Source organism: Bartonella koehlerae C-29, from assembly GCF_000706625.1.
Classification (GTDB): Bacteria; Pseudomonadota; Alphaproteobacteria; order Rhizobiales; family Rhizobiaceae; genus Bartonella; species Bartonella koehlerae.
In genome coordinates, this window is sequence record NZ_KL407334.1 from 454516 (window position 1) to 477257 (window position 22742).

Genomic DNA, 22742 nt, shown 5'->3' on the forward strand with positions numbered 1-22742 from the left:
CTTGATGATTTAGGTTAGCGTAGCATTGTATTGCATTGAGATTGGTAAATACTATCGGAAGTTGTATTATGAAAATCATACTGTTTTTTATTAAGAGTACACACTGTCATGAAGGTTTGTCACCACCACGCTTATGTTTATGAAGTAGTAGATCGGATATTATATTGCCTGTGATATTGCAACTGCTCTTACATTAAGAGTGTTGATTCATAGAGCTATATTTAGTTTTATCCTCCATATTTTATCTATATGCTTTGCTCTGTTGTAACGCGTGAAAACGATTTTTTGATTTTTAAAGATAGAATGTTCGAATAAGAAAATATAGCTATATTCAAGGATTTAATTCAGTAAGAATTTTTTTTATAATTAAAACACAATATGTTAATGTAATTATAAAAGAGGGCTGAGACGTTTGTTCCTGTTAAGGCATAAATACTCGCTGATATGTTATGGGTAAAGATATTGTCAGAGAGAATAGAGCCTGTTTTTAAGAGTAATCTATTTTGTATAACAGTGTATGGAATGCGTTTTGATTTGAAAAGGCGTATGATTATGGAGGCAATGAAAGAGCGGTTAATTCTAATAAAGCATGTGCTTTTAGTTTGCATGTCAACCAACCTCCAATCCTAATGCAGACGCATGTTAGAAGAAAATATATAATATATTTCAGTGCCTTACGTAAAACTTAAGTTTTCCTATATCACATTAAAAGTATGGCATATTTCTGTTTTGGGTAATCTCTCAAACGGGTAAATAGTCTCATTGGGAAGAATATAAAGCTGTAAAGATAAAAAAACAATTTTCATCTTTCTCATCATATTTTAATTCAGTTTTACTTTCAAAAGCTTCCATGACAATATCTTTTAAGTAATGGAAATTACGCAACTCTTCACATCTTTGCTTATCGCGTTTTTGATAGGGCTAGTTTCCTCACGCAGAACAAAAAGCCATTATATTGCTTATTCACACGTTTGCTTTTAAAAAACATCTGTCACTATTTCCAGGTTCATTTCACGGTTAGTATGAAAAATATACCATAAAATCCATTGAATGTCCCATCTTTACTTTTATGAAGGCTCAAACTGGTACCATCATTCTATTTATCAACTCCCAATGTTGTAAAGGTTCTTGCATTGAGACGGTTCATAAGAGGTATTTTTATCTTTTCTGAAGTAGTTTTTACACCACGCCAACTCTGCTTGTGAAATGCAAGCGAATGTTTTTTCTGATTTTAAATGCAAAAATTTGAAAGAAAAAAGTCTTAGGGTACTCAAGCGCGCACTCAATCGATGAAATGGTGAATTGTTTTCATAAATCAATGTTTTGTGCTAAAAGAGCAAGCTACACAACATGTTTGCAAGGTTGATGCTTTCTGTTTTTAGGTTTTCAAGACATAATAAATGGGCTTTAGTTGTAATTAATATGTACTTATTTATTTGGTAAGTACTTATTTATGAAGAATATTTATCACGTTTTATTTTCAGAAAATTCTAGCGGTTTAAAACGATAAGTTGTTGAGCAAAATTCACATGTAACAGAAATATATTTGTCTTTAACCATTTGATTGCGTTCTTCAGGGGGAAAACCTTCCAGTATTTCTTTAATTTTTTCGCGCGAACAGGAGCATTGATCTACAAGAGAAATGGGATTAAAAACTCTAACACCTTGTTCGTGGAAAAGACGGAATAAAAGCCGCTTACTGCCGATTTGAGGATCTGTTAATTCTGTACTTTCAATTGTTGACGTTAGTGCTTTAGCTTCTTTCCATTGATTTTCAAGTTGAGCACGGGTTTTCGTTTCTTGTGGTTTTTTATTGGGCTCATATATTTTATGATGAGATGATGCTTGGGGCAAAAGTTGAGTCAAAATACCTCCTGCTCGCCAGCTTTTCTGCTGCTTTCCTTTTTGGTCGCGGTTAATCAATATAGCGACTGCTAAACGGATATCGGTGAGAATTTGTTCCGATTGGTCAAAATAGGCACGGGTAGCTTCTTGTAAATTTGATCCTTCTAATGCAACTATTCCCTGATAGTCTTGTGTGTGGGCGCCTTGGCGGATGGTGAAGGCTAAAGTACCTTTTCCTAGAAGTGTTTCGGAAGATATTTGATTATTGGCTATTGCTTGTTGCAGTTTTTCTTCATCAAAACGAGCATACCCGCGTAGACTGAAAGGGGGAGAAAAATCACACACCAACATATTAATTGGTCCATTGGAATGGGTTTGTAAAATAAATTTTCCTTTAAGTTTTAAGGAGCTTCCAAGCAGAACAGTTAAAACTAAAGCCTCTGCTAGAAGGTAAGAAACCGGTTCAGGATATTGATGCCTTGTGAGAATAGAATTTAAAGTTTTTCCAAATTGTACAGCACGTCCACGAATATCGAGTTCTTCGACTTGAAAGGGAATAACAGTATCATCTTCACTCAAGTAGATATTGTTGAGAGAGGCTTCATCTTTGGCTTGTTCGCATTCTTCGCTCATATTTTTGCCTTTTATAGGATTTATTTTTGCAGACTATTGTGGAGAGAAAAATGCATCTTGTAAACATCATACAAGAATTGTTTTTTGGGCATAAAGACAATTTTTAGCTTCGTCAAAAAACAGAAAGTCTTTCATCTTGAACACAAATGATCGATTTTTTACTACTATTAGCCTCATCACATTGACTTATAAGGATGATTCATTGTTTTGCATGTTGAATGAGAGACCCTAATACCGTAGGATTTTCTCATGCCAAACTTGTTTATGGTGAATCAGAAAAAACATTTTTCTGCACGTTACAAGCGGGATTTGTGTGTGGATAAAAAACTATTAATAAAGGACTAAAATGTCTATAATGAACTGTCTCAATACAAGGGCTATTGCCGATTGGGGGCTAGCAGAGAGTATGGTGGTGCCGGCTTGCAGATAAATATATATGAAGCAGCCTATTGGGTTTTGTGTTTTTTAGGTTTTATTGAATTGAATAAAACTGCGAGGGTGAGTAACGACAAGCACAAGAGATTTTATTTTAAGAAGTACATGTGCCAGTTGTAACACAATCAACATTTTTAGCCGATTTAGGGAGATTACTAATAAGTAGAATATTATTTTCGTACCTTTATCTGCTTCGCTAAAATTTTTCCTATGATGTGTTATCTCTTAGTGTGATAAGGTGCAAACGGAGTTTAAAGAGAGTTGCTGCGTTGAATTAAGGAATGGAAAACATTATTCGTTGTCTCTCATTCAAACAATATTTCGTTGGAAACTGATTTACGGTGTTCTCTAGATCAAGATATCTCATAAATTTAGCAAATATGTGAGTCATTTATAAAATATAAAGCCATTTACGGTAGAGGCTTGCAGAATTTATACAAATTCGAATATTTCGTTGATAGTTTACATTTTACCTGCCATATGATGATATGCACAACCAATAATAAAAGAGGTGCTACATTTTAAAACCAATTATGTTATACGATCATTTTCTCTCAGGTGATGCATACTCATATGAGATAAAATGCAGGCATGTGAATAGTTTTTAGAAATCATTGTTCTTGTTTATGAACAAAAGCTTCAAATTTTTTTAAAGTGTTTTCTATAGTTGATAAAATATGTAACCTGGTTGAAGGGAGGGGAAAAAAGGTACATCAATGCAATAGCAAGGAGCTATTTGTTATGAGATTATACGAGTTATTCTTTGTTTTTTTTGCGAAAGAGAAGCAAGTGCTTTTTCAATACGATATAAACCTTCGTCTATTTCTTCTTCCTTAATGATAAGCGGGGGCAACAAGCGCACAACGTTGTTGTTGGCACTAACACTCAAAAGATATTCTTTTTCCAATGCATTGACAACAACATGAGAGGGAACAACGCACTGAATACCTAACATCAATCCTACCCCGTGAATTGCACAGATAATGTCAGGATAGGCGCTTAAAATATTTGAAAGTCCGCTTTTTAGCTTATATCCTATTTGCTGGACGTTGTCGAGAAAACCGGGTTCTAATATGATATCAAGAACAGTTTTGCCTACAACCATCCCAAGAAGATTGCCTCCAAAGGTTGATCCGTGGGTTCCTAGTGTCATACTTTTTGCAGCTTTTTCTGTTGCAAGACAAGCTCCTAAAGGAAAACCTCCGCCCACTCCTTTTGCGAGAGTAAGAATATCAGGTATGATACCACTCCATTCATAAGCAAAAAGCTTTCCTGTTCGTCCAATACCTGTTTGGACTTCATCCAAAATTAATAACAGACCGTTCTCATCGCATATTTTGCGCAAAAGCCTTAAATATTCATGAGATACCGTTCGTATTCCTCCTTCTCCCTGAATGGGCTCAATAAGGATGGCAGCAGTATTTTTATTGATAGCATTACGCAAAGCGATTTCATCACAAAAAGGAATTTGAATGAATCCGCCAGCTTTTGGTCCAAAACCTTGCAAATATTTTTCTTGTCCAGTAGCTGCAAGCGTTGCAAGTGTGCGTCCATGAAATGCATCTTCAAAAGTAATAATTTCAACGCGTGTTGGATGTCCAGATGCATAATGATAGTGACGAGCAGTTTTAAATGCACATTCCACTGCTTCAGCACCGGAATTGCAGAAAAAAACCTTATCAGCAAAACTGTTTGCACAAAGCTGTGCGGCAAGAGCTTCTTGTTCAGGTGATTGAAAAAGATTGGAAACATGCCAAAGCTTTTCAGCTTGTCTTTTGAGAGTATCGACCAATTTTGGATGTGCATACCCTAATACATTGACAGCAATGCCAGACGTGAAATCAAGATAATGCTCTCCTTTATCGGAAATAAGCCATACAGCATTCCCTTGTTGAAAATGCAAATTACGTCGAGCAAAGCACTCATAAAGTGGCTGTATAGTAGTGCCATTCATCGTTAATTTCCTTTATTTCTCGAGTTTTGCGGTACAACAAATAACACAACGCTGCAAACAAAATACGTTGCATCATTGGATACAGTATCATCAGCGGTTTATAGTGATCAATTACCACGCTCACAAGTGGTAATCATTGCACCGATTGGCAAAAAGTTAATGAAGGTTTGACACAAAACGTCTATGGAAAAAAGCCTTAAGCAAAAACAATAGTTTGATCTATGATCGATTCGCAAGTTGGGGAAAACATTCTAAATAGACTCTTCAAGAGGAAAAGACACTTGTCATAGAGTCAATGCATATTGTAGTTTAAATCAGCAGGCAAGATTGTATTTCGGTTTGTAAATTCCGCAGGTTGAATGAAATTTTTTGTGCTCGGGTAGAGTATAAAGTTTTTTCATTAGGCCCATTGAAAAAATAGTTGAAACATTCGAAGATGCAAATGGGTGCATCTCAATGAGGTGATCAAAATGGAGTGCTGATATGGGTTGGACATGTGAACGCGTTGAACTTCTTAAGAAGTTTTGGAGTGAGGGGCTAAGCGCAAGTCAGATTGCAGCTCAGTTAGGTGGTGTTAGTAGGAATGCAGTGATCGGTAAAGTGCACCGATTAAAACTATCGGGACGTGGTAAGACAACACAGGGAGGGGGGCGTATACAAAAGACGCTTGTTGATGTCAGTTCATCGTCTGTGCGGATGCGTCGCACGCCATCGACAGTATTATCGACGAATGCTGCTTCTTGCAGTGTTGGAACAACAGCTTTAAAAATGGATGTTGTAGTGGAGGATGCGAAAGAAGTTGATTTACCCAAAAAATCAAATGTGGTTGTACCTATATCACGTCAGCTTAATCTTTTGCAATTGAGTGAAAATACATGTAGGTGGCCAGTTGGGGATCCTTTATCACCAGATTTTCATTTTTGTGGTGCTGATTCTGGTGAGAATAGTCCTTATTGTGCCTTTCATGCTAAGATAGCATTTCAGCCAATCTCTGAAAAACGGCGGATAAGAATATAATATTCGTAATATAATCTATATTGCATTCTATACCGTTATTATGAAGCGTCAGCTTAAATGTTTTAGGACATAAGTTCGTTAACTGGGGGTGTAGATCACCAAAAATCTTTTCTTTAAAAATTGAATAGTAAGGGGCGGTGTTATCCTTATATCTGATTTTGAATGTACAATGACCGGTAATGTTTTGTTGCGTGGGAATGCTGTTAAACAAATGAAATTTAAAGAATTAGAGAATATGTGCGATAAAGGGCGTAAACCATTGCTCTCTTCATAGTTCTTTTTTAATTGAGCTTTATGGCTTTCAAAAAGATCTACGGCAATATCTTTTAAATAACGAAAATAAAACTTTATAAAGTACTGACATTTTTATTTTTCGTCTATTTTAAAGGAATAATTTCCTTACGAAGAACAGCATGCCATTTTTTTATTCATTACGCTGATTTTAGAAAGATATGTTTTCCTGCTCTCAATTCCTAAATAGTTCGTAAATATTATAAAACAATATCCAGGGGATTTCCATTTTTATATTTACAAAGGTGCAAACCAGCATCATCATTTCTTTTGCCGGTTTCCAATTTATGATTGCTCTTGCATTGAGATAGTTCATGAAGGGCACATTGAGTCTTTTTAAAAACCGTTTTTATTCAAGTCTCGTTTCTTTTGTGAAGTACGAAAATTTTTTTTTATGATTAACCATAAGAGGAAATAAGAGAAAGCTGCAATGAGAAATACTTTCTGTATTTGGTGTTTTCTCATTCAATATGGGGAAGAAGATAAATTATCTTTATAAATTAATTCTTTGCTGTTTGAGATTTCTTCTGTCATGATTGCTTTTTCGATTTTGGGCAAAATTTTTTTCTGATAAATCTGCCATGTTAAAGGACCAACATGTTTGGCAATAATGATGCTCTCTTTATTCAGAAGAAAGGTTTCTGGTGATCCATAAACCCCCCAGTTAATGGCCGTATACCCTGAAGCATCAAAGCCAATGAGTTTAAAGGGATTACCAAAATTATTCAGAAAGCGTTGGGCATTCTCTTTGTTATCTTTATAGTTAATACCAATAAGATCAAAACGTTGATCTTGAGCAATCTTCATAAGAAGAGGATGTTCTTCGCGACAGGATGGGCACCAAGAACCCCAAAAATTGACCAATGTTATACGTCCTTTAAATTGTTCTGAACGAAGAGAGTTTTCATTATAAAGTAAGGGAAGATGAATTTTTGGGGCAGGCTTTTTAGTGAATGTGTTTGGAGGAAGAGGAGCATCATTGGGGTATTTGCTCTCCATAAAGTGGAAGAAAAGCATAAGAAGAAGGAGAAAAAATACAAGTGGTCCAAGAAGACCAAAGAAGATGGGAAAAGATATATTTTTTTCAGGTTTTTGAGGGGTTGTTTTCATGATATTTTTCTTTCCGGAACAGCTCTTTTTTGTTCAGCTGCTGTAGGATTTTTTTTTGGTATATAGCTTTGTAAAGAATGTGTCCAATAAGACACAGGAGAGAGATTGCAGAAAAAATGTAACTCAGAATAACAATTTGTTTATGATGAAGAGTACCGAGGAAAAAATCAACTTGCTGAAAGAAATTTCCTAAAAGTCCACTGTGAATGTCGAGCATGATAACGAGTCCTAATGTTGTGCACGACGGGCTTTTTTGATCTGAAGTATTTGGATATGACGGTTATTGATTTCGTTGCGCATAGCCATCAAATAGAGCGAAATAAACATAAAGCTGAAACAAAATAGCATTGTTATGAGGGGCCATAACATAGCACGTTCGATTGTTGGGCCTCCTGAACGTAAAAGTGATGCTGATTGATGAAGCGTATTCCACCAATTAACGGAAAATTTAATAATGGGAATATTCACAAGTCCAACGAGTGTAAGAATTGCAGTAGCGCGTGCAGCTTTTGCTTGGTTATTAAAAGCGCGAGCAAGCATGACAATAGCAAGGTAGATAAAAAGCAAGATTAAAACTGATGTTAACCGTGCATCCCATACCCACCATGTTCCCCATGTAGGACGTCCCCAAAGTGCTCCTGTCACTAGGGCCAAGGCTGTAAAAATTGCTCCAATGGGTGCGCCACATTTGAGTGCTACATCAGCAAGATAATACCTCCAAATTAGACTTCCTAAAGCAGCAGCACTTATTATGATGTAACAACATATAGAAAGCCACGCGAATGGTGCATGAATATACATAATCTTGACGGTAATCCCCTGCTGATAGTCATCAGGAGAACATATAATCAGAATAAGTCCTAAGATAAGAAGGCAAAATGTTATACCGATTAACCAAGGCAAAACGGCACTGCTTATTTTCATGAAACGGGTGAAACTTACAGGAAGTGCTTTCATTTTATGTGTGTGAAAAGTTTTATTCATGAGATTTATAATAGGCAGAGTTTTGTCGTGCGGCAATCATCTTTTATTACTCTGATAAAAGCCTGAGCGTTATAGCTGCAATAAAAGAGCTAAAAAGACTCAAAAGAAGTGAAAAACCGATAAGAAGAGTCAAAGAAGTGAGAAAAGATACATTTGGATTTGTTGGAGCTGTAGCAGCGGAAACGCCAAAAATCATGATTGGAATAATCCACGGTAAGATGATGATAAAAATGAGAAGGGTACTATGCAACAATGATGTTGCAAGGGCAGCTCCGATAGCACCAATAAAAATAATGGCTGGTGTTCCGCATAAGAGAGTGAGTATTGTTGTAAAAGTTATTATTGCATCTAAATGAAGCATGAATGCTAAAAGAGGAGTGGCAAAAATAAGAGGAAGCATAGTTCCTACCCAATGGGCAAGGCATTTGGTCAGTACTATTAGTGTAAAACTTTGTCTTTGTCCAGAAAGGATGAATTGGTCAAGATTTCCATCATCATGATCGGTTTGAAATAGCTTATTGAGATTAAGAAGTCCTGCGAGAAGGGCTCCTAACCATAATATGCCTGGACCTATTTGTGAAAGAATTTTAGGATTTGGTCCAATAGCGAAGGGGGTTATCATAATAACAGCAATGAAAAATAAAAGTCCTGTTAACGAGGAAGTTTGTGGTGCTAGGGTTAATTTAAGATCACGCCAGAACAGTGCTTTCATTGTATTTTCTCCTGGGGAGGTAAAAATTTTTCCAAGGCGATTTTATGGTTTTCTGGAATGCCAAGAGGACTATGGGTTGCAGCGATAATCATACCACCTTGGTTGAGATGGTACTGGAAAATATTTGCAAGGAGAGTTTGAGCGTAGCTATCAATTCCCAATATTGGTTCATCTAAAATCCAAACAGGACGGTAAGATAGCAAAAGGCGGGCAATAGCTATACGTCTTTTTTGCCCGGTTGATAAAATGTTAAAGGGTAAGTGTCCAAGATCAGAAAGACCAATATCTGCAAGGGCTTCGTGTGGATAGCGTAGATGTTGCCCATAAAATGCTGACCAAAATTGCAAATTATCGGTGACTGATAAGAAAGGTTTCATAGCATTTTGAGGCCCAAGATAATGACATGCTGTTGCTACAGAGTATGTTTGTTCCTGGTCTTTAAGATTTACATGACCTTTAGCAGCTTCAAACAGTCCAGCAATGATTCTGAGTAATGTAGATTTCCCGATCCCATTTGGTCCTGTGATTGTCATAAGTTGCTGTGGGAATAAACAAAAAGAAATACCTTGGAACAGAACATTTTCGTTTCTGTAAGCCGCCAAATCTTTGCCCGATAACACCATGTAATTACCTATTTTACCTTTATTTCTATAATCTTTATTGCATTATAGGATAAAAAACACATTATTTTGTATAATTGTACCTAGAATAGTTCTAGAAATAGTTCTATAAACGATGTGTTACATTAATATCTGGTGTAGAATGGTTTTTGACGCTGATTTCCGAGTTTGCCGATGGGAAGGTAAAAGGGGAAATGGGTGGCGGAGGTGGTTGCGTCTGCGCTCAAGCTGCGACCTTGATTCGTAGTTTGTGTTGTTTATTCCGGGAAATTGGGTGGTTTGTAGTATGAGGGTGGGCAGTAATGACTCAAATTGATAGCTTTAATTGTCGCAGAATTTTAGATGTGAGTGGTAAAGAATATACTTATTATAGTTTGATCGAAGCGGAGAAAAATGGACTTAAAGGCATTTCTCTTTTGCCGTTTTCGATGAAAGTTATTCTTGAGAATTTATTACGGTTTGAAGATGGCCGCACGGTTAAGAAAGAGGATATTTTAAACGTTGTAAAATGGTTAAAAAACAAGGGCAGTGCTGGCGCGGAAATCACTTATCGCCCTGCACGCGTTCTTATGCAAGATTTTACTGGTGTTCCTGCAGTTGTTGACCTCTCTGCGATGCGCGATGCTATGGTTAAACTTGGAGGAAATGCTGAAAAAATCAATCCTCTCATTCCTGTTGATCTTGTCATTGACCACTCAATTATCGTTGATGATTTTGGTAACCCTATGGCTTTTAAGGAAAATGTTGAGCGTGAGTATGAACGTAATAGTGAACGCTATCGTTTTCTTAAGTGGGGGCAGCAAGCTTTTCAAAATTTTCGCGTTGTTCCTCCAGGAACAGGGATTTGTCATCAGGTTAACCTAGAATATTTAGCACAATGCGTGTGGATGGAGGATAATGAAACATATCAAACGGTTTATCCTGATACCTGTGTAGGAACTGATTCCCATACGACTATGGTGAATGGTTTGGGCGTTTTGGGCTGGGGTGTTGGTGGTATTGAAGCAGAAGCAGCAATGTTAGGTCAGCCCGTTTCTATGTTATTACCTGAAGTGATTGGTTTCCATTTAACCGGTAAACTTAAAGAAGGTGTGACGGCTACCGATCTAGTGTTGATGGTGACACAAATTTTACGCAAAAAGGGCGTTATCGGTAAATTTGTTGAGTTTTTCGGTTCTGGTCTGGAGCACATGACTCTTGCTGATCGAGCAACAATTGCGAATATGGCACCTGAATATGGGGCAACATGTGGTTTTTTCCCAATTGATAAAGAAACAGTGCGTTATCTTAATATGACAGGACGCGATGAAAATCGGATTGCTTTAGTGGAAGCTTATGCCAAAGCACAAGGGATGTGGCATGACGAAATGGGAGCTGATCCGGTTTTTAGTGATACAATTGAATTAGATATGGGAAGCGTTGTCCCTTCTATGGCTGGTCCTAAACGCCCTGAGGGACGTATTTCGTTGGAAACTGTTGGACAGGGTTTTGAGAAAGCATTGGTCGAGGATTATAAGAAGGATTTTGGGCAAGATGATCGTTATAATGTTGAGGGAGAGGAATACACGCTTGGGCATGGCGATGTGGTGATTGCTGCAATTACTTCCTGTACAAATACATCAAATCCAAGTGTTCTTATTACGGCAGGCCTTTTGGCGCATAATGCTGTGGCGAAAGGTCTCAAGAGTAAACCATGGGTTAAGACTTCTCTTGCGCCCGGTTCACAAGTTGTGGCAGCCTACCTTCATAATTCAGGTCTGCAAAAAGATTTGGATGTACTAGGATTTAACTTAGTGGGGTTTGGTTGCACGACATGTATTGGGAATTCTGGTCCTTTATACCCATCTATTTCCAAAACGATTAATGATAATGGTCTCATTGCAGCTGCGGTTCTTTCAGGAAATCGTAATTTTGAAGGACGTGTCTCACCTGATGTGCAGGCAAATTATTTAGCTTCACCACCTTTGGTTGTTGCGCATGCTCTAGCAGGAACAGTACGTAAAGATTTAACCAAGGAGCCTCTTGGCAAAGGTTCAGATGGTCAGCCAGTTTATTTGAGAGATATTTGGCCAACTTCTAAAGAAATACAGGAATTTATCGAAAAGAATGTCACGCGTAAGATTTTTACTGAAAAATATGCAAATGTTTTTATGGGAGACGAAAATTGGCAAAAAGTTCGAGTTCCTACGGGGGCTACCTATTCCTGGGATGAACAATCAACATATGTGCGTAATCCACCTTATTTCAATGATATGCGGAAGGTTCCTGATGCCTTGTCAGACATTAAAAACGCACGAATCTTAGGTTTGTTTGGTGATAAAATCACAACGGATCATATTTCTCCTGCTGGTTCCATTAAGGTTGATTCTCCTGCTGGAAAATATTTAACTGATCATGGTGTTAAAGTGGCTGATTTTAACCAGTATGGAACGCGTCGTGGGAATCATGAAGTTATGATGCGTGGGACCTTTGCCAATATTCGTATTCGTAACTTTATGCTAGGAGAAAATGGTCGTGAAGGAGGTTATACAGTTCATTATCCATCAGGGACAGAACAAGCAATTTACGATGCAGCAATGGCGTATAAACAGGAAGGTGTTCCGCTTGTTGTTTTTGCTGGTATTGAATATGGCAATGGGTCATCACGTGATTGGGCGGCTAAGGGCACCAATCTTCTTGGTGTAAAAGCAGTTATTGCTCAGTCTTTTGAGCGAATTCATCGCTCTAATCTTGTTGGTATGGGAATTGTTCCCTTTGTATTTGAAAAGGGTGCAAGCTGGCAGTCTTTGGGCTTAAAGGGAGATGAAAAGGTAACGATTAAAGGGATTCATGACTTGAAACCTCGTCAGAAAACTGTTGCCGCAATTACTTTTTCTAATGGAACGATAAAAACTGTTCCATTATTATGCCGTGTCGATACTGAAGATGAGTTAGATTATCTGCATCACGGTGGTATTTTGCAATATGTTTTGCGTAATCTGGCAGTCTAAATCGCATTTGTTCGTTTAGAAGTCTTTTAAAACTATTCAGTTGGACATCAAGGAGTTTGTTTTCGTTTTTTATGCCCATTTTTGAGAATTCGATTGACGTTGGCTGTAGGGTTGCGTTATAAGCTGCACAGTTATCGACAACTTTATAGGTTGGTTCGGGTTTGTTTATGTTGGTAGGGATATCCGTTGTGCATTCCTATCGGTGAGTGAGAGAGAGATATATATTTATGGCGAATACACCTTCGGCTCAAAAAGCGGTGCGAAAGGTTGCTGTGCGTACGCAGGTTAATCGGGCTCGCCGTTCACGTGTTCGTACTTTCATGCGTAAGTTTGATGATGCTTTGGCTGGTGGCGATAGAGAATCTGCGGAAGTGGCATTTAAGAATTTTGAACCTGAGATTATGCGTGCGGTTTCCAAAGGGGTCTTTCATAAAAATGCTGCAGCACGAAAAGTATCGCGTTTAGCAAAACGTTTGAGAGCATTGAGCGTTTAAACTTTTTCCATTTTTTTGAAAATCACACCAGCATCCCTATGGATGCTGTTTTTTTATTATCACTCTTTATGAAAAGAAGAAGCATGTGATGATTCTTTCCATAAAAAGCTAGAGAAGATTTGTAGAAAATATATGGTTATCCACAAGCTGTGTGAATTTTTACAGAGTCTTTTTTGTCAAGCTTTTTTATTTTTTTTTTTTAATCTGAAGAGATTCTTTATTATTAGTAAATTTAGTAAAAAAAAAGTGAATTGAATCAATAATTTTTCCCATTCCTTGTTTATTATCAGCAGGTTTATAGTGGTTTGTAGGAGTTTTTGATTTTATTTTGACCTCTTGCATTTTACCTCTGGTGTTTTGTATGGTTCTTTTTGAGATAAAAAACAGACAGGGGTCATATCAGCGCATTGTTTTGTGTTATGTTGAGTGTAAAACTTTGATTTAAGATGTTGTGGGCTCTCGTATTAGATAAGTTTTCTGACGGTTTTTTTTAGTTTTCTTGACTGGTGTGTTTTTCATTTTAGAAGAATGGATCATATCATGAATGCAAGTAAGTCTTATTGGTCATCTTTGTTAGTGGGGTTGTGATGAGGTTATCCTAGGGGGGGGATGATAATCTTATTTGGGGTAGGGCGTTTTGCCTTTGCTAAGTTAATTTTAGCTATTTGGCGAGACAAAGTTTTTGTTTTTATCGGGATGAAAGATGGTGGACAAATTGAACTCTAAAGCTAGCTCCTTTAAAAGGGTTTCGGTGGATATCCTGTCGGCAGAGAGAATAATAAAGGGTAATATGACGAATGTAGATGGTAAAGTTATTGGAAATACTTCTTTAGAGCACCCGGTTGTTTCAGAGGAGGAGAGTGCGGCGGCTTTCGCGCGTGTGATGGCACAATTAAAGGCACAGGTTGGTATCGAGGCTTATACCAGTTGGTTTGGTCGTTTAAAGCTTGCAGAATATAGCCGTAATCTTGTAAAGCTCTCTGTTCCTACAGCATTTTTGCGTTCTTGGATTAATAATCACTACGGTTTGCTTTTGACCAATTTATGGAAACAGGAGAATTCGGCGATTCTTCGTGTTGAAGTGATTGTTCGAGGTATGAGGCGTGTTTCAAAAGCTGTAGTTTGTGGTAAGAATGCAGCTCCTGTTGTTCTTGAAGAGCAGACTGCTTCATCTTTTGTTGAGAATTATACAGAACATTCAACAAAGGGTGTTGAAACAGGGATTTTGGGTTCCCCTCTTGATTCTCGCTATACTTTTGAAAGTTTTATTGAGGGGTCTTCTAACCGTGTTGCATTAGCTGCAGCGCGTTCCATTGCAGAGGGGCATAAAAGTGCTTTGCGCTTTAATCCCCTTTTTATTCATGCGTCTGTTGGTTTAGGAAAAACGCATTTGCTTCAGGCCATTGCTGCTGCTGCATTGAAGCGTTTAACGCCTGCACGAGTTATTTATTTGACCGCTGAATATTTTATGTGGCGTTTTGCGACTGCTATTCGTGATAATGATGCTCTTTCTTTTAAAGAACAACTTCGTGATATCGATCTTTTGATTATTGATGATATGCAATTTTTGCAGGGAAAGTCGATACAGAATGAATTTTGTCATTTGCTCAACATGCTGCTTGATAGTGCAAAACAAGTTGTTGTTGCTGCAGATCGTCCACCAGCAGAGTTAGAATCCCTAGATCTTCGAGTTCGGTCTCGACTTCAGGGGGGCGTTGCTCTTGAAATTGAAGCGCCAGATTATGAAATGCGTTTGGAAATGTTGCGTCAACGGTTAAAGGTAGCGCAACAAGATGACAACATGATTGTAATTTCAGATGAGGTTTTGCAGTATATTGCTAAAACAGTTTTGGGTTCAGGGCGTGATATTGAAGGAGCATTTAATCAATTGTTGTTCCGTCAGTCTTTCGAATCTGACTTATCTTTAGAACGAATTGATGAATTTTTAGGTCATTTGACGCGTTCAGGTGAATCTAAGCGTATTCGAATTGAAGAAATTCAGCGCGCAGTTGCACGCCATTATAATGTTTCTAAACAAGATTTATTATCTAATCGTCGTACGCGTACAGTCGTGAAGCCGCGACAAGTTGCAATGTATTTGGCGAAAATGTTGACGCCTCGTTCATTGCCAGAAATTGGGCGTCGTTTTGGAGGGCGTGATCATACGACAGTTTTGCATGCTGTCCGTAAAATTGAGGATTTGGTTTGTGATGATCAGACATTGGCCAAAGAGCTTGAATTGCTTAAACGGTTGATTGGAGAGCAGGCTGCATAGCGTTTATAATTTTCCCTCTGTTTATCGAAAGTATCGCAGAGGGATTAAGAAGGGTAGCTATTTTTGTTTATACAGGAGTCACTTGCCATTTTAAGAGAGGTTGAATAAAGTTCAGCAAGTGATTCTTTCAAGTGGGTCTGTTATTTTTAATTTGAGAATTTCTATAATTCTTTGTGAATTATAACGGGGATTTTTATGCGTATTATAGTTGATCGTAATCAACTTCTCAAGTCTCTTGGTCGTGTTCACCGTGTGGTTGAGCGTCGTAATACTGTTCCTATTTTGTCGAATGTTTTAATTGATGCGGACAAGGACGGTGTGCAATTAAAAGCGACAGACCTTGATTTAGAGATTACAGAATCTTTTATGGCTAATATAAAGCAAAAGGGAGCAATAACTGTTCCAGCCCATTTGCTGTATGACATAGTTCGCAAGCTTCCTGATGGCAGTGAGATTGTATTATCAGTTGACATGAATCAGGCGAGTATGATGTCTGTTGTTTCTGGTTGTGCTAATTTCCAGCTGCAGTGCCTTCCCAAAATAGATTTTCCAGAATCTCTTCCAGGGCAGTTTGGTTACCGTTTCTCTTTATTGGCGTCAGGCTTGAAGCATTTGCTTGATTGTACGCAATTCGCTATTTCTACTGAAGAGACTCGTTATTACCTTAATGGTATTTATTTTCATGTTATTGATGATGGTGTTCTCAAGTTACGTTTAGTGGCAACAGATGGTCATCGTTTAGCACAAGTTGATACGGAAGCCCCTTCAGGGGTTGAGGGTATGCCCGGTGTCATTATTCCCCGTAAAACCGTAGGGGAGTTGCAAAAGCTTCTTTCTGAAGAAATTAATGAGGATGTGTTTGTAGAGCTTTCTGAAACAAAAATTCGTTTTTCCATAGGTTCTGTGGTTTTTACCTCCAAGTTAATTGATGGAACATTTCCAGAATATCAACGTGTTATCCCCCTTGGAAATGATAAAAAATTAATTGTCAATAGGCAGGATTTTTCTTCTGCAGTTGATCGTGTTTCTACGATTTCAAGTGATCGCGGGCGTGCAGTGAAGTTAACGATTGAGCAAGGACAGTTAAGGCTTGTTGTTCATAATCCTGATTCAGGAAGTGCAGAAGATCAATTAGCTGTGACTTACATATCCGATCCACTTGAGATAGGGTTTAATTCGCGTTATCTTTTAGATATTGCTGGACAACTTTTGAGTGATGAGATGGTTTTTATGTTGGCTGAAGCTGGAGCTCCAGCTCTGATTCGAGATAATGGTGATGCAGATGCGCTTTACGTGCTGATGCCTATACGTGTTTAGGGGCTTTTGTTTTGCGATGCGTGGCTGGTCATGTGCACAAAGTGGCAGTGAGGCAGCTAAAGCTTGTGCGTTATCGCAATTATTTTTCCTTTAATATTCATTTTTCAGGTCAGCATGTGGTTTTTACTGGTCATAATGGTGCTGGTAAGACGAATCTTTTAGAAGCATTATCTTTTCTTTCTCCTGGTCGTGGTTTACGGCGTGCTGCTTATTCTGATGTTAGCTTTGCAAATGGTGAAGGTGAAGGTGAAGGGTTTGTCGTATTTGCACGTCTTGAATGTGCGCTTTATGGTGAAGTGAATATTGGTACAGCCTTGGAGATTAATGATAACAGTCGAAAAGTACATATTAATGGTGTGAATGAGACAGGTGATTGCTTAACAGATTACTGTCATATGAGTATTCTAACTCCTTCTATGGATGGGCTTTTCACAGGTCCTCCACTTGAGCGTCGTCGTTTTTTGGATCGTATGGTTTTAGCGATTGATCCTTTACATAGTCGTCGCATAGCAGATTATGATAGGGTTATGCGTGCACGCAATCGTTTATTTTTGGATGAAAATGAAGATTGTGCTTGGTTTGATGCTTTAGAAAAACAGATGGCAGAACTGGCAACGGCTATTGCTGCGGCACGTATCGATATTATTCGGCTTTTAAATGACATGTTTGTACAAACGCCATCTCAGCTACCTTTTCCACGGGCTTTTTTGCAAATTGATGGCTTTTTAGAAACGGCTCTGGGTAAAATATCAGCGGTTGAGGTTGAAGAACAATTTTGTGATCGGTTGCAGCATAACCGCGCGATAGATCGTGCTGCTAGGCGGACATTAGAAGGACCACATCGCACAGATTTGCAGGTTTTTTACGCTGATAAAAATATGGCAGCAGCGTCTTGTTCGACAGGTGAACAAAAAGCTTTGCTAACAGGTTTGGTTTTATGTCATGCGCGTTTAACAGGTCTGATTTCAGAGAGGGCACCTATTCTCCTTCTTGATGAAATAGCTGCACATCTTGATTTTCATCGGCGTGCTGCTTTATTTGATATTCTTGATGATTTAGGGGGACAAACATTTATGACAGGAACAGATCCCATTTTATTTGATGCCTTGAAAGGGAGAGCGGAGTTTTTTGCGATTAAGGATGGAACTTTGTTGCAGTAAAAACATGCTAAAAGTTTCTTACAAGATGATGCTCGAGAAGAAGAAGTGATTATGTCTATGATTATAACAGTTTTAAATGGCCCTAATTTAAATTTTCTCGGTAAACGTGAACCGGAAATTTATGGCATGGAAACTTTAGAAGATATTGAACAATTTTGCAAGGAATATGCAACAAGATTTGGCGTAAGAATACATTTTTATCAAAGCAATTATGAAGGACAATTGGTAGAGTGGATACAGGAATCGATTGGAATAAGTGCAGGATTGATCATCAATCCTGCTGCTTATAGTCATACCTCTGTTGCAATTCTTGATGCATTAAAGATGTTTACGGGAATAAAAGTAGAGGTTCATTTGTCTCATATTTATCATCGTGAAGCTTTCCGTCACCATTCTTATACATCTGCGGCTGTAGATGCTGTCATTGCTGGCTGTGGGAGTGATGGATATTGGTTTGCACTTGAATATATTATTAAGCGATTTAATCGTAATAAATAAAAAGCAATGTTGGATAAGAGTAATATGGAAATTGAATTTACTTGATAATTATTTTTCGAATAAGTAAGATATTATCATTGTGTTTATTACAAATTCCAGTACGTATGACGGGGGTAGGTGAAGATGAGAGACTTTGTTAGACAATTAGAAATACTCGCAGTTTTAGGTGGTATGCTGCTTATTTCTGGTTGTAAAATTGATGTTCTTCAACCTTCTGGATACGTTGCGCGCCAACAGCTTATTTTGATTGTTATTTGTGTGCTTGTTATGCTTTGCGTTGTCATTCCAGTAATGGTAAGCGTAGTATTTTTAGCTATCAAATATCGTGCATCGAATACAGCAGCAGATTATTTACCTGATTGGGGGCATTCCAATAAAATTGAAGCATTTATGTGGGGTGTTCCGATTGTTATTGTAATGATTTTAGGTTCATTAACAGCTTATTATACCTATAGGCTTGAACCTACGAATTCGCTTCCGGTGGATATTGTTGGTAAGAGGAAGCCATTACAAGTCGATGTTGTGGCTCTCGATTGGAAATGGCTCTTTATTTATCCGGAATATGGTGTTGCATCGATCAATGAAATTTATGCGCCTGAAGGCCGTCAGGTTTTGTTGCAGTTGACATCAGAGAATTCTGTTAATGCTTTTTGGGTGCCAAAGCTCGGTACGGTTCTTTATGCTATGCCACAGATGAATGCTAAATTGCATTTGGTGGCTGAAGAGCAAGGAATATTCAAAGGAAGTTCAGCAAATTACAGTGGGGATGGTTTTGCAGGTATGCGGTTTAAATGGCATTCTGTATCTTCGCAGAATTTTGACAATTGGATTGCTAAAGTTCGGGCTAATGGTCAAGTGCTTGATCGAACTTCTTATCGTCAGCTTACTATTGCGCCTCGTATGGGTGATATCGCTGCAAAGGAAAAAGATGCTGAAGTGCGTTATTTTGCACCTGTCGAGAAGCGGCTTTACTATCGGGTTGTTAATCGATGTGTTGATGAAAATACGGTATGTAATGAAGACTTAATGAAGCGTGCTGCGGTTCAGACACTGTGGGGAGCGCTATGTTCAGTTTTTGATGCTGATGTTATTTAGAGTATTTATCGAGAAAAAGTCCTTTTAAAAATGCGGTTTTTTTAACGGGAATTTCATTTGATATAGGTTGAGAGATGTTTGGAAGACTTACAGATCCTACGGCGGGTGCTTTTCATGCGCTTGCACATGAACCGATAGTTTTGTACACGTGTATTGCGATTGTTTTGAGTGGCCTAATTGCTGTTCTTGCTTTGACAGTATTGGGATGGTGGGGAGTTTTGTGGCGAAATTGGATCACAACAGTTGATCATAAACGTATCGGCATTATGTATATCATTCTTGGGATTATCATGCTTGTTCGTGGTTTTGCTGATGCGATTATGATGCGAACACATCAGGCTTTTGCACTTGGAAGTGAAACGGCAGGATATTTGCCACCAGAGCATTTTGATCAGATTTTTTCGGCTCATGGCGTTATTATGATTTTTTTCATGGCTACGCCTATTTTATTTGGTCTTTTCAATTATCTTATACCGCTTCAAATTGGCGCCCGCGATGTTGCTTTTCCCTTTGCAAATAATTTAGGTTTTTGGATTACTACCGCCGGGGCAATATTGATTAACATATCACTAGGTGTTGGTAATTTCGGTCGTGGTGGTTGGCTGATGTATCCACCTTTCTCAGAGTTACAAGGGAGTCCAGATACGGGGGTAGATTATTATTTGTGGTCACTTCAACTTTCTGGTATTGCAACGACGATGGGAGCTATTAATTTTGTGGCAACTATTATTAAAATGCGTGCTCCTGGAATGACGATGATGAGAATGCCCGTTTTTTGTTGGAGCGCTTTCGTGAGCAATGTCCTTATTTTAGTTATTTATCCTGTTTTAGCTGTAGCATTTGCACTCTTGGCGTGTGATCGTTATTTAGGTATGAATTTCTTTACCAATGTTGGTGGTGGAAATCCCATGGTATGGATTAACTATGTTTGGATTTTTGGTCATCCTGAAGTTTATGTTTTGGTTGTTCCTGCTTTTGGGATTGTTTCTGAAGTTGTGTCAACATTCTCTTCAAAACGCCTCTTTGGTTATACTTCAATGGTATGGGCGATGTTGGTTATTTTGATTCTTTCGCTTCTTGTTTGGGGTCATCATTTCTTCACGATGGGTGGGGGTGAAGCTGTGAATACCTTTTTTGGTATCGCAACGATGATCATTGCCGTTCCAACAGGTGTAAAAGTCTTTAATTGGTTGTTGACCATGTATAAAGGTCGAATTCGTTTTGAGCCTCCCATGCTTTGGTGCATAGGGATGATTTTTACATTCGTTGGAGGGGGGTTGACAGGTGTTTTGATGTCTATCGTACCTGCTGATTGGCAATTTCACAATTCACTGTTTTTGATAGCTCATTTCCACCATACAATTATTGGGGGTGTCGTTTTTGCCTATTTAGCTGGGCTTGCTTTTTGGTTTCCAAAAGTCTTTGGTTTTAAACCAAATCGGGCGCTAGGTATTGCATCTTTTTGGTGTTGGTTCATAGGTTTTCATCTTGCTTTTTTCCCAGTTTATGCACTTGGTTTAATGGGTGCGACGCGTCGTCTCCAACATTACATGGAACCTAATTGGCAACCGATGTTTATGATTGCTGCACTGGGCGCTTTTATTATCTTGCTTGGCATTCTTTGTTTTGTGCTACAAGTTGTTTTGGCAATTTGGTATGGTATTAAGCACAAGGGACATTTACCGGTGACATTAAATGATTCTTGGGGTGATGCACGTACGCTTGAGTGGTTTACCTCTTCACCACCTCCTTCTTATAATTTTGCAGTGATTCCAAAGGTGCAATCTGACGATGCTTATTGGAATATGAAGAAGAACGGTTATCAACGTCAGACAAGTGGGTTTTCAAAAATCCATATGCCATCAAATACCTCAGCTGGAATTATTGCGGGGTTCTTCTCCTTAGTTGTTGGTTTTGCGCTTGTTTGGCATATTTGGTGGCTTGTTGCGATTGGATTGATTGGTTTTATTGCAACAATTGTGTGTCATTCGTTAACGGGTAATCACCATGGTTACTACATTTCAGCTGAAGAAGTAAAAAAAACTGAAGATACTTTTACAGCTGTTCTGAAAGAGCAGGGAGTAACAGTATGAGTGCGATGACAATCGATAATGTTCACATTGATGAGCATCATCACGACAGTAGCTCGATAATGACATTTGGTTTTTGGGTTTATATTCTTTCTGATTTGATCCTGTTCTCGACGCTTTTTTCAAGTTTTGCTGTTTTTTCTGCTTCTTATGGCGGAGGAAAAGCGGGAAATGAGTTTATTGATTTAAATTTTGTTTTGGTTGAAACTGCCATCTTATTGCTTTCATCAATTACTTACGGGTTTGTAATGGTTCAAGCGCATAAAGGTAACATCAATGGTGTACGTTTATGGATGTCTGTTACCTGTGTGCTTGGATTTTGCTTTGTTGGAATGGAAATTTACGAATTTCATGAACTTTTGAACGAAGTATTTTATTACGATCCTGGAGCTTATGCTGGTATTGATCCTGCGACAGGTTTACAGCTTTTTGGAAAAGAAGTTTTATCGGCTTATTGGTCAGCATTTTTTGCTTTGGTTGGTACGCACGGTCTTCATGTAAGTGCTGGTCTTCTCTGGATGATAGTGATGTTTTTTCATATCCGTTGCCGTGGCTTAGATCAGGATAATAGAACACGTTTGGCATGTCTTTCAATTTTCTGGCATTTACTTGATATTGTGTGGGTTGGTGTTTTCACAATGGTCTATTTGTTAGGAGAATTGTAATGAATATGCATCACGAAACACATAGTTCCAGTTCTGGTTCCTATTTAATTGGCTTCATTCTGGCTGTATTTTTCACTTTGGGTTCTTTTATTCCTGTGATGTATGGAATGATGGATAGTTGGGCAATTAGCACAAAGGTTGTGTATCTTATTGGGATGGCAATTATTCAGATTATAGTGCAGATTGTTTTCTTTTTGCATTTGAATTCTGGTCCGGATGCAAAATGGAATTTAAGCGCTTTGTGGTTTGCAGTTATCTGCGTTTTTGTTATTATTGGAGGTACTTGGTGGGCTATTTCTCATTTGAATTATAATATGATGGGTGGTTCAGGACGTGTTATTGAGCTGGAAATACCAGAAGGAACAAATTCTTCGGCGTTGGAGAAATTGTCAGATACACAAGAAACTGCAAAGCAGTTATCAGGTAAAGATATATCCGCGGAAAAATTGCCAAGTATGCAAGCTCCCGTAGAGCTTGCACCAGGTTCTGAAATGCCTATGGAGCAAGCGCCATCTATACAGACACCCGTAGAGCTTGCACCAGGTTCTGAAATGCCT

The 22742-nt window shown here is 38.3% G+C and carries 18 protein-coding genes; 11 read left to right on the top strand and 7 right to left on the bottom strand.

Going from position 1 to position 22742, the window contains the following annotated elements; genetic code table 11:
* Positions 1 to 1467: 1467 nt before the first annotated feature.
* Both O9A_RS01935 and O9A_RS01940 read right to left on the bottom strand, forming a co-directional pair.
* Positions 1468 to 2478 carry an Hsp33 family molecular chaperone gene (locus O9A_RS01935; RefSeq protein ID WP_034458257.1) on the bottom strand — a complete coding sequence of 337 codons (1011 nt, stop codon included), beginning with the start codon at positions 2476 to 2478 and terminating at the stop codon, positions 1468 to 1470.
* Between the two features lie 1174 nt (positions 2479 to 3652).
* Complete coding sequence (locus tag O9A_RS01940) at positions 3653 to 4867, bottom strand: aspartate aminotransferase family protein (protein WP_034458260.1); 1215 nt, start codon at positions 4865 to 4867, stop codon at positions 3653 to 3655.
* A 483-nt stretch (positions 4868 to 5350) separates the two neighbouring features.
* Here O9A_RS01940 and O9A_RS01945 point away from each other — a divergent pair, with 483 nt between their 5' ends.
* Positions 5351 to 5884: a GcrA family cell cycle regulator gene (locus O9A_RS01945; protein WP_034458263.1), complete on the top strand. Its 534-nt coding sequence runs from the start codon at positions 5351 to 5353 to the stop codon at positions 5882 to 5884.
* Between the two features lie 756 nt (positions 5885 to 6640).
* On the opposite strand, the gene O9A_RS01950 is transcribed toward O9A_RS01945, so the two are convergent.
* From O9A_RS01950 to ccmA, 5 genes are read right to left on the bottom strand one after another with little or no spacing between them, the layout of a single operon-like run.
* A complete protein-coding gene (locus O9A_RS01950) occupies positions 6641 to 7285 on the bottom strand; it encodes a DsbE family thiol:disulfide interchange protein (RefSeq protein ID WP_034458265.1) in 645 nt (214 codons plus the stop codon).
* Positions 7260 to 7502, bottom strand: coding sequence for a heme exporter protein CcmD (locus tag O9A_RS08225; protein WP_034458267.1), 243 nt, complete (start codon positions 7500 to 7502; stop codon positions 7260 to 7262). Before O9A_RS08225 ends, O9A_RS01950 begins: the two co-directional genes overlap by 26 nt.
* A gap of 11 nt (positions 7503 to 7513) precedes the next feature.
* Positions 7514 to 8269 (bottom strand): heme ABC transporter permease, encoded by a 756-nt coding sequence (locus O9A_RS01960; protein ID WP_084790510.1) that lies wholly within the window; start codon positions 8267 to 8269, stop codon positions 7514 to 7516.
* Between the two features lie 46 nt (positions 8270 to 8315).
* Entirely contained in the window at positions 8316 to 8981 is a 666-nt protein-coding gene (ccmB, locus tag O9A_RS01965; RefSeq protein ID WP_034458271.1) for a heme exporter protein CcmB, read from the bottom strand.
* Positions 8978 to 9604, bottom strand: a complete 627-nt coding sequence (gene ccmA / locus O9A_RS01970) for a heme ABC exporter ATP-binding protein CcmA (RefSeq protein ID WP_034458273.1) — start codon at positions 9602 to 9604, stop codon at positions 8978 to 8980. Before ccmA ends, ccmB begins: the two co-directional genes overlap by 4 nt.
* Positions 9605 to 9903: 299 nt before the next feature.
* Between ccmA and acnA the strand changes: the two genes are divergently transcribed.
* From acnA to cyoD, 10 genes are all read left to right on the top strand, one after another.
* On the top strand, positions 9904 to 12591 hold the full coding sequence (gene acnA, locus O9A_RS01975; protein WP_034458275.1) for an aconitate hydratase AcnA: 2688 nt from the start codon (positions 9904 to 9906) through the stop codon (positions 12589 to 12591).
* Positions 12592 to 12818: 227 nt separating this feature from the next.
* Positions 12819 to 13085 (top strand): 30S ribosomal protein S20, encoded by a 267-nt coding sequence (gene rpsT / locus O9A_RS01980; RefSeq protein ID WP_034458277.1) that lies wholly within the window; start codon positions 12819 to 12821, stop codon positions 13083 to 13085.
* A 703-nt stretch (positions 13086 to 13788) separates the two neighbouring features.
* On the top strand, positions 13789 to 15360 hold the full coding sequence (dnaA, locus tag O9A_RS01985) for a chromosomal replication initiator protein DnaA (RefSeq protein WP_034458279.1): 1572 nt from the start codon (positions 13789 to 13791) through the stop codon (positions 15358 to 15360).
* Between the two features lie 195 nt (positions 15361 to 15555).
* Positions 15556 to 16677, top strand: a complete 1122-nt coding sequence (gene dnaN / locus O9A_RS01990; protein ID WP_034458281.1) for a DNA polymerase III subunit beta — start codon at positions 15556 to 15558, stop codon at positions 16675 to 16677.
* 20 nt (positions 16678 to 16697) lie between these two features.
* The gene (gene recF / locus O9A_RS01995) at positions 16698 to 17837 is read left to right on the top strand and encodes a DNA replication/repair protein RecF (protein WP_034458283.1); all 1140 of its coding nucleotides are present in this window, start codon (positions 16698 to 16700) and stop codon (positions 17835 to 17837) included.
* A 51-nt stretch (positions 17838 to 17888) separates the two neighbouring features.
* Positions 17889 to 18335: a type II 3-dehydroquinate dehydratase gene (gene aroQ / locus O9A_RS02000; protein WP_034458285.1), complete on the top strand. Its 447-nt coding sequence runs from the start codon at positions 17889 to 17891 to the stop codon at positions 18333 to 18335.
* 123 nt (positions 18336 to 18458) lie between these two features.
* Positions 18459 to 19430: a ubiquinol oxidase subunit II gene (gene cyoA, locus O9A_RS02005; RefSeq protein WP_034458287.1), complete on the top strand. Its 972-nt coding sequence runs from the start codon at positions 18459 to 18461 to the stop codon at positions 19428 to 19430.
* Positions 19431 to 19504: 74 nt separating this feature from the next.
* Positions 19505 to 21523 (top strand): cytochrome o ubiquinol oxidase subunit I, encoded by a 2019-nt coding sequence (cyoB, locus tag O9A_RS02010; protein WP_034458289.1) that lies wholly within the window; start codon positions 19505 to 19507, stop codon positions 21521 to 21523.
* Positions 21520 to 22185, top strand: coding sequence for a cytochrome (ubi)quinol oxidase subunit III (locus O9A_RS02015; protein WP_034458291.1), 666 nt, complete (start codon positions 21520 to 21522; stop codon positions 22183 to 22185). The genes cyoB and O9A_RS02015 overlap by 4 nt, the downstream gene beginning before the upstream one ends.
* Positions 22185 to 22742: cytochrome o ubiquinol oxidase subunit IV (cyoD, locus tag O9A_RS02020; RefSeq protein ID WP_034458293.1), on the top strand; the 558-nt coding region annotated here is incomplete at its 3' end. The genes O9A_RS02015 and cyoD, both read left to right, overlap by 1 nt.

What these genes read in the sequence shown, in the direction of transcription:
- ccmA (WP_034458273.1), bottom strand. Translation starts at nt 9,604, where the DNA reads ATGGTGTTATCGGGCAAAGATTTGGCGGCTTACAGAAACGAAAATGTT.
- O9A_RS08225 (WP_034458267.1), bottom strand. Translation starts at nt 7,502, where the DNA reads ATGCTCGACATTCACAGTGGACTTTTAGGAAATTTCTTTCAGCAAGTT.
- acnA (WP_034458275.1), top strand. Translation starts at nt 9,904, where the DNA reads ATGACTCAAATTGATAGCTTTAATTGTCGCAGAATTTTAGATGTGAGT.
- O9A_RS01950 (WP_034458265.1), bottom strand. Translation starts at nt 7,285, where the DNA reads ATGAAAACAACCCCTCAAAAACCTGAAAAAAATATATCTTTTCCCATC.
- aroQ (WP_034458285.1), top strand. Translation starts at nt 17,889, where the DNA reads ATGTCTATGATTATAACAGTTTTAAATGGCCCTAATTTAAATTTTCTC.
- O9A_RS02015 (WP_034458291.1), top strand. Translation starts at nt 21,520, where the DNA reads ATGAGTGCGATGACAATCGATAATGTTCACATTGATGAGCATCATCAC.
- dnaA (WP_034458279.1), top strand. Translation starts at nt 13,789, where the DNA reads ATGGTGGACAAATTGAACTCTAAAGCTAGCTCCTTTAAAAGGGTTTCG.
- cyoB (WP_034458289.1), top strand. Translation starts at nt 19,505, where the DNA reads ATGTTTGGAAGACTTACAGATCCTACGGCGGGTGCTTTTCATGCGCTT.
- O9A_RS01945 (WP_034458263.1), top strand. Translation starts at nt 5,351, where the DNA reads ATGGGTTGGACATGTGAACGCGTTGAACTTCTTAAGAAGTTTTGGAGT.
- cyoA (WP_034458287.1), top strand. Translation starts at nt 18,459, where the DNA reads ATGAGAGACTTTGTTAGACAATTAGAAATACTCGCAGTTTTAGGTGGT.
- dnaN (WP_034458281.1), top strand. Translation starts at nt 15,556, where the DNA reads ATGCGTATTATAGTTGATCGTAATCAACTTCTCAAGTCTCTTGGTCGT.
- O9A_RS01960 (WP_084790510.1), bottom strand. Translation starts at nt 8,269, where the DNA reads ATGAATAAAACTTTTCACACACATAAAATGAAAGCACTTCCTGTAAGT.
- O9A_RS01940 (WP_034458260.1), bottom strand. Translation starts at nt 4,867, where the DNA reads ATGAATGGCACTACTATACAGCCACTTTATGAGTGCTTTGCTCGACGT.
- ccmB (WP_034458271.1), bottom strand. Translation starts at nt 8,981, where the DNA reads ATGAAAGCACTGTTCTGGCGTGATCTTAAATTAACCCTAGCACCACAA.
- rpsT (WP_034458277.1), top strand. Translation starts at nt 12,819, where the DNA reads ATGGCGAATACACCTTCGGCTCAAAAAGCGGTGCGAAAGGTTGCTGTG.
- O9A_RS01935 (WP_034458257.1), bottom strand. Translation starts at nt 2,478, where the DNA reads ATGAGCGAAGAATGCGAACAAGCCAAAGATGAAGCCTCTCTCAACAAT.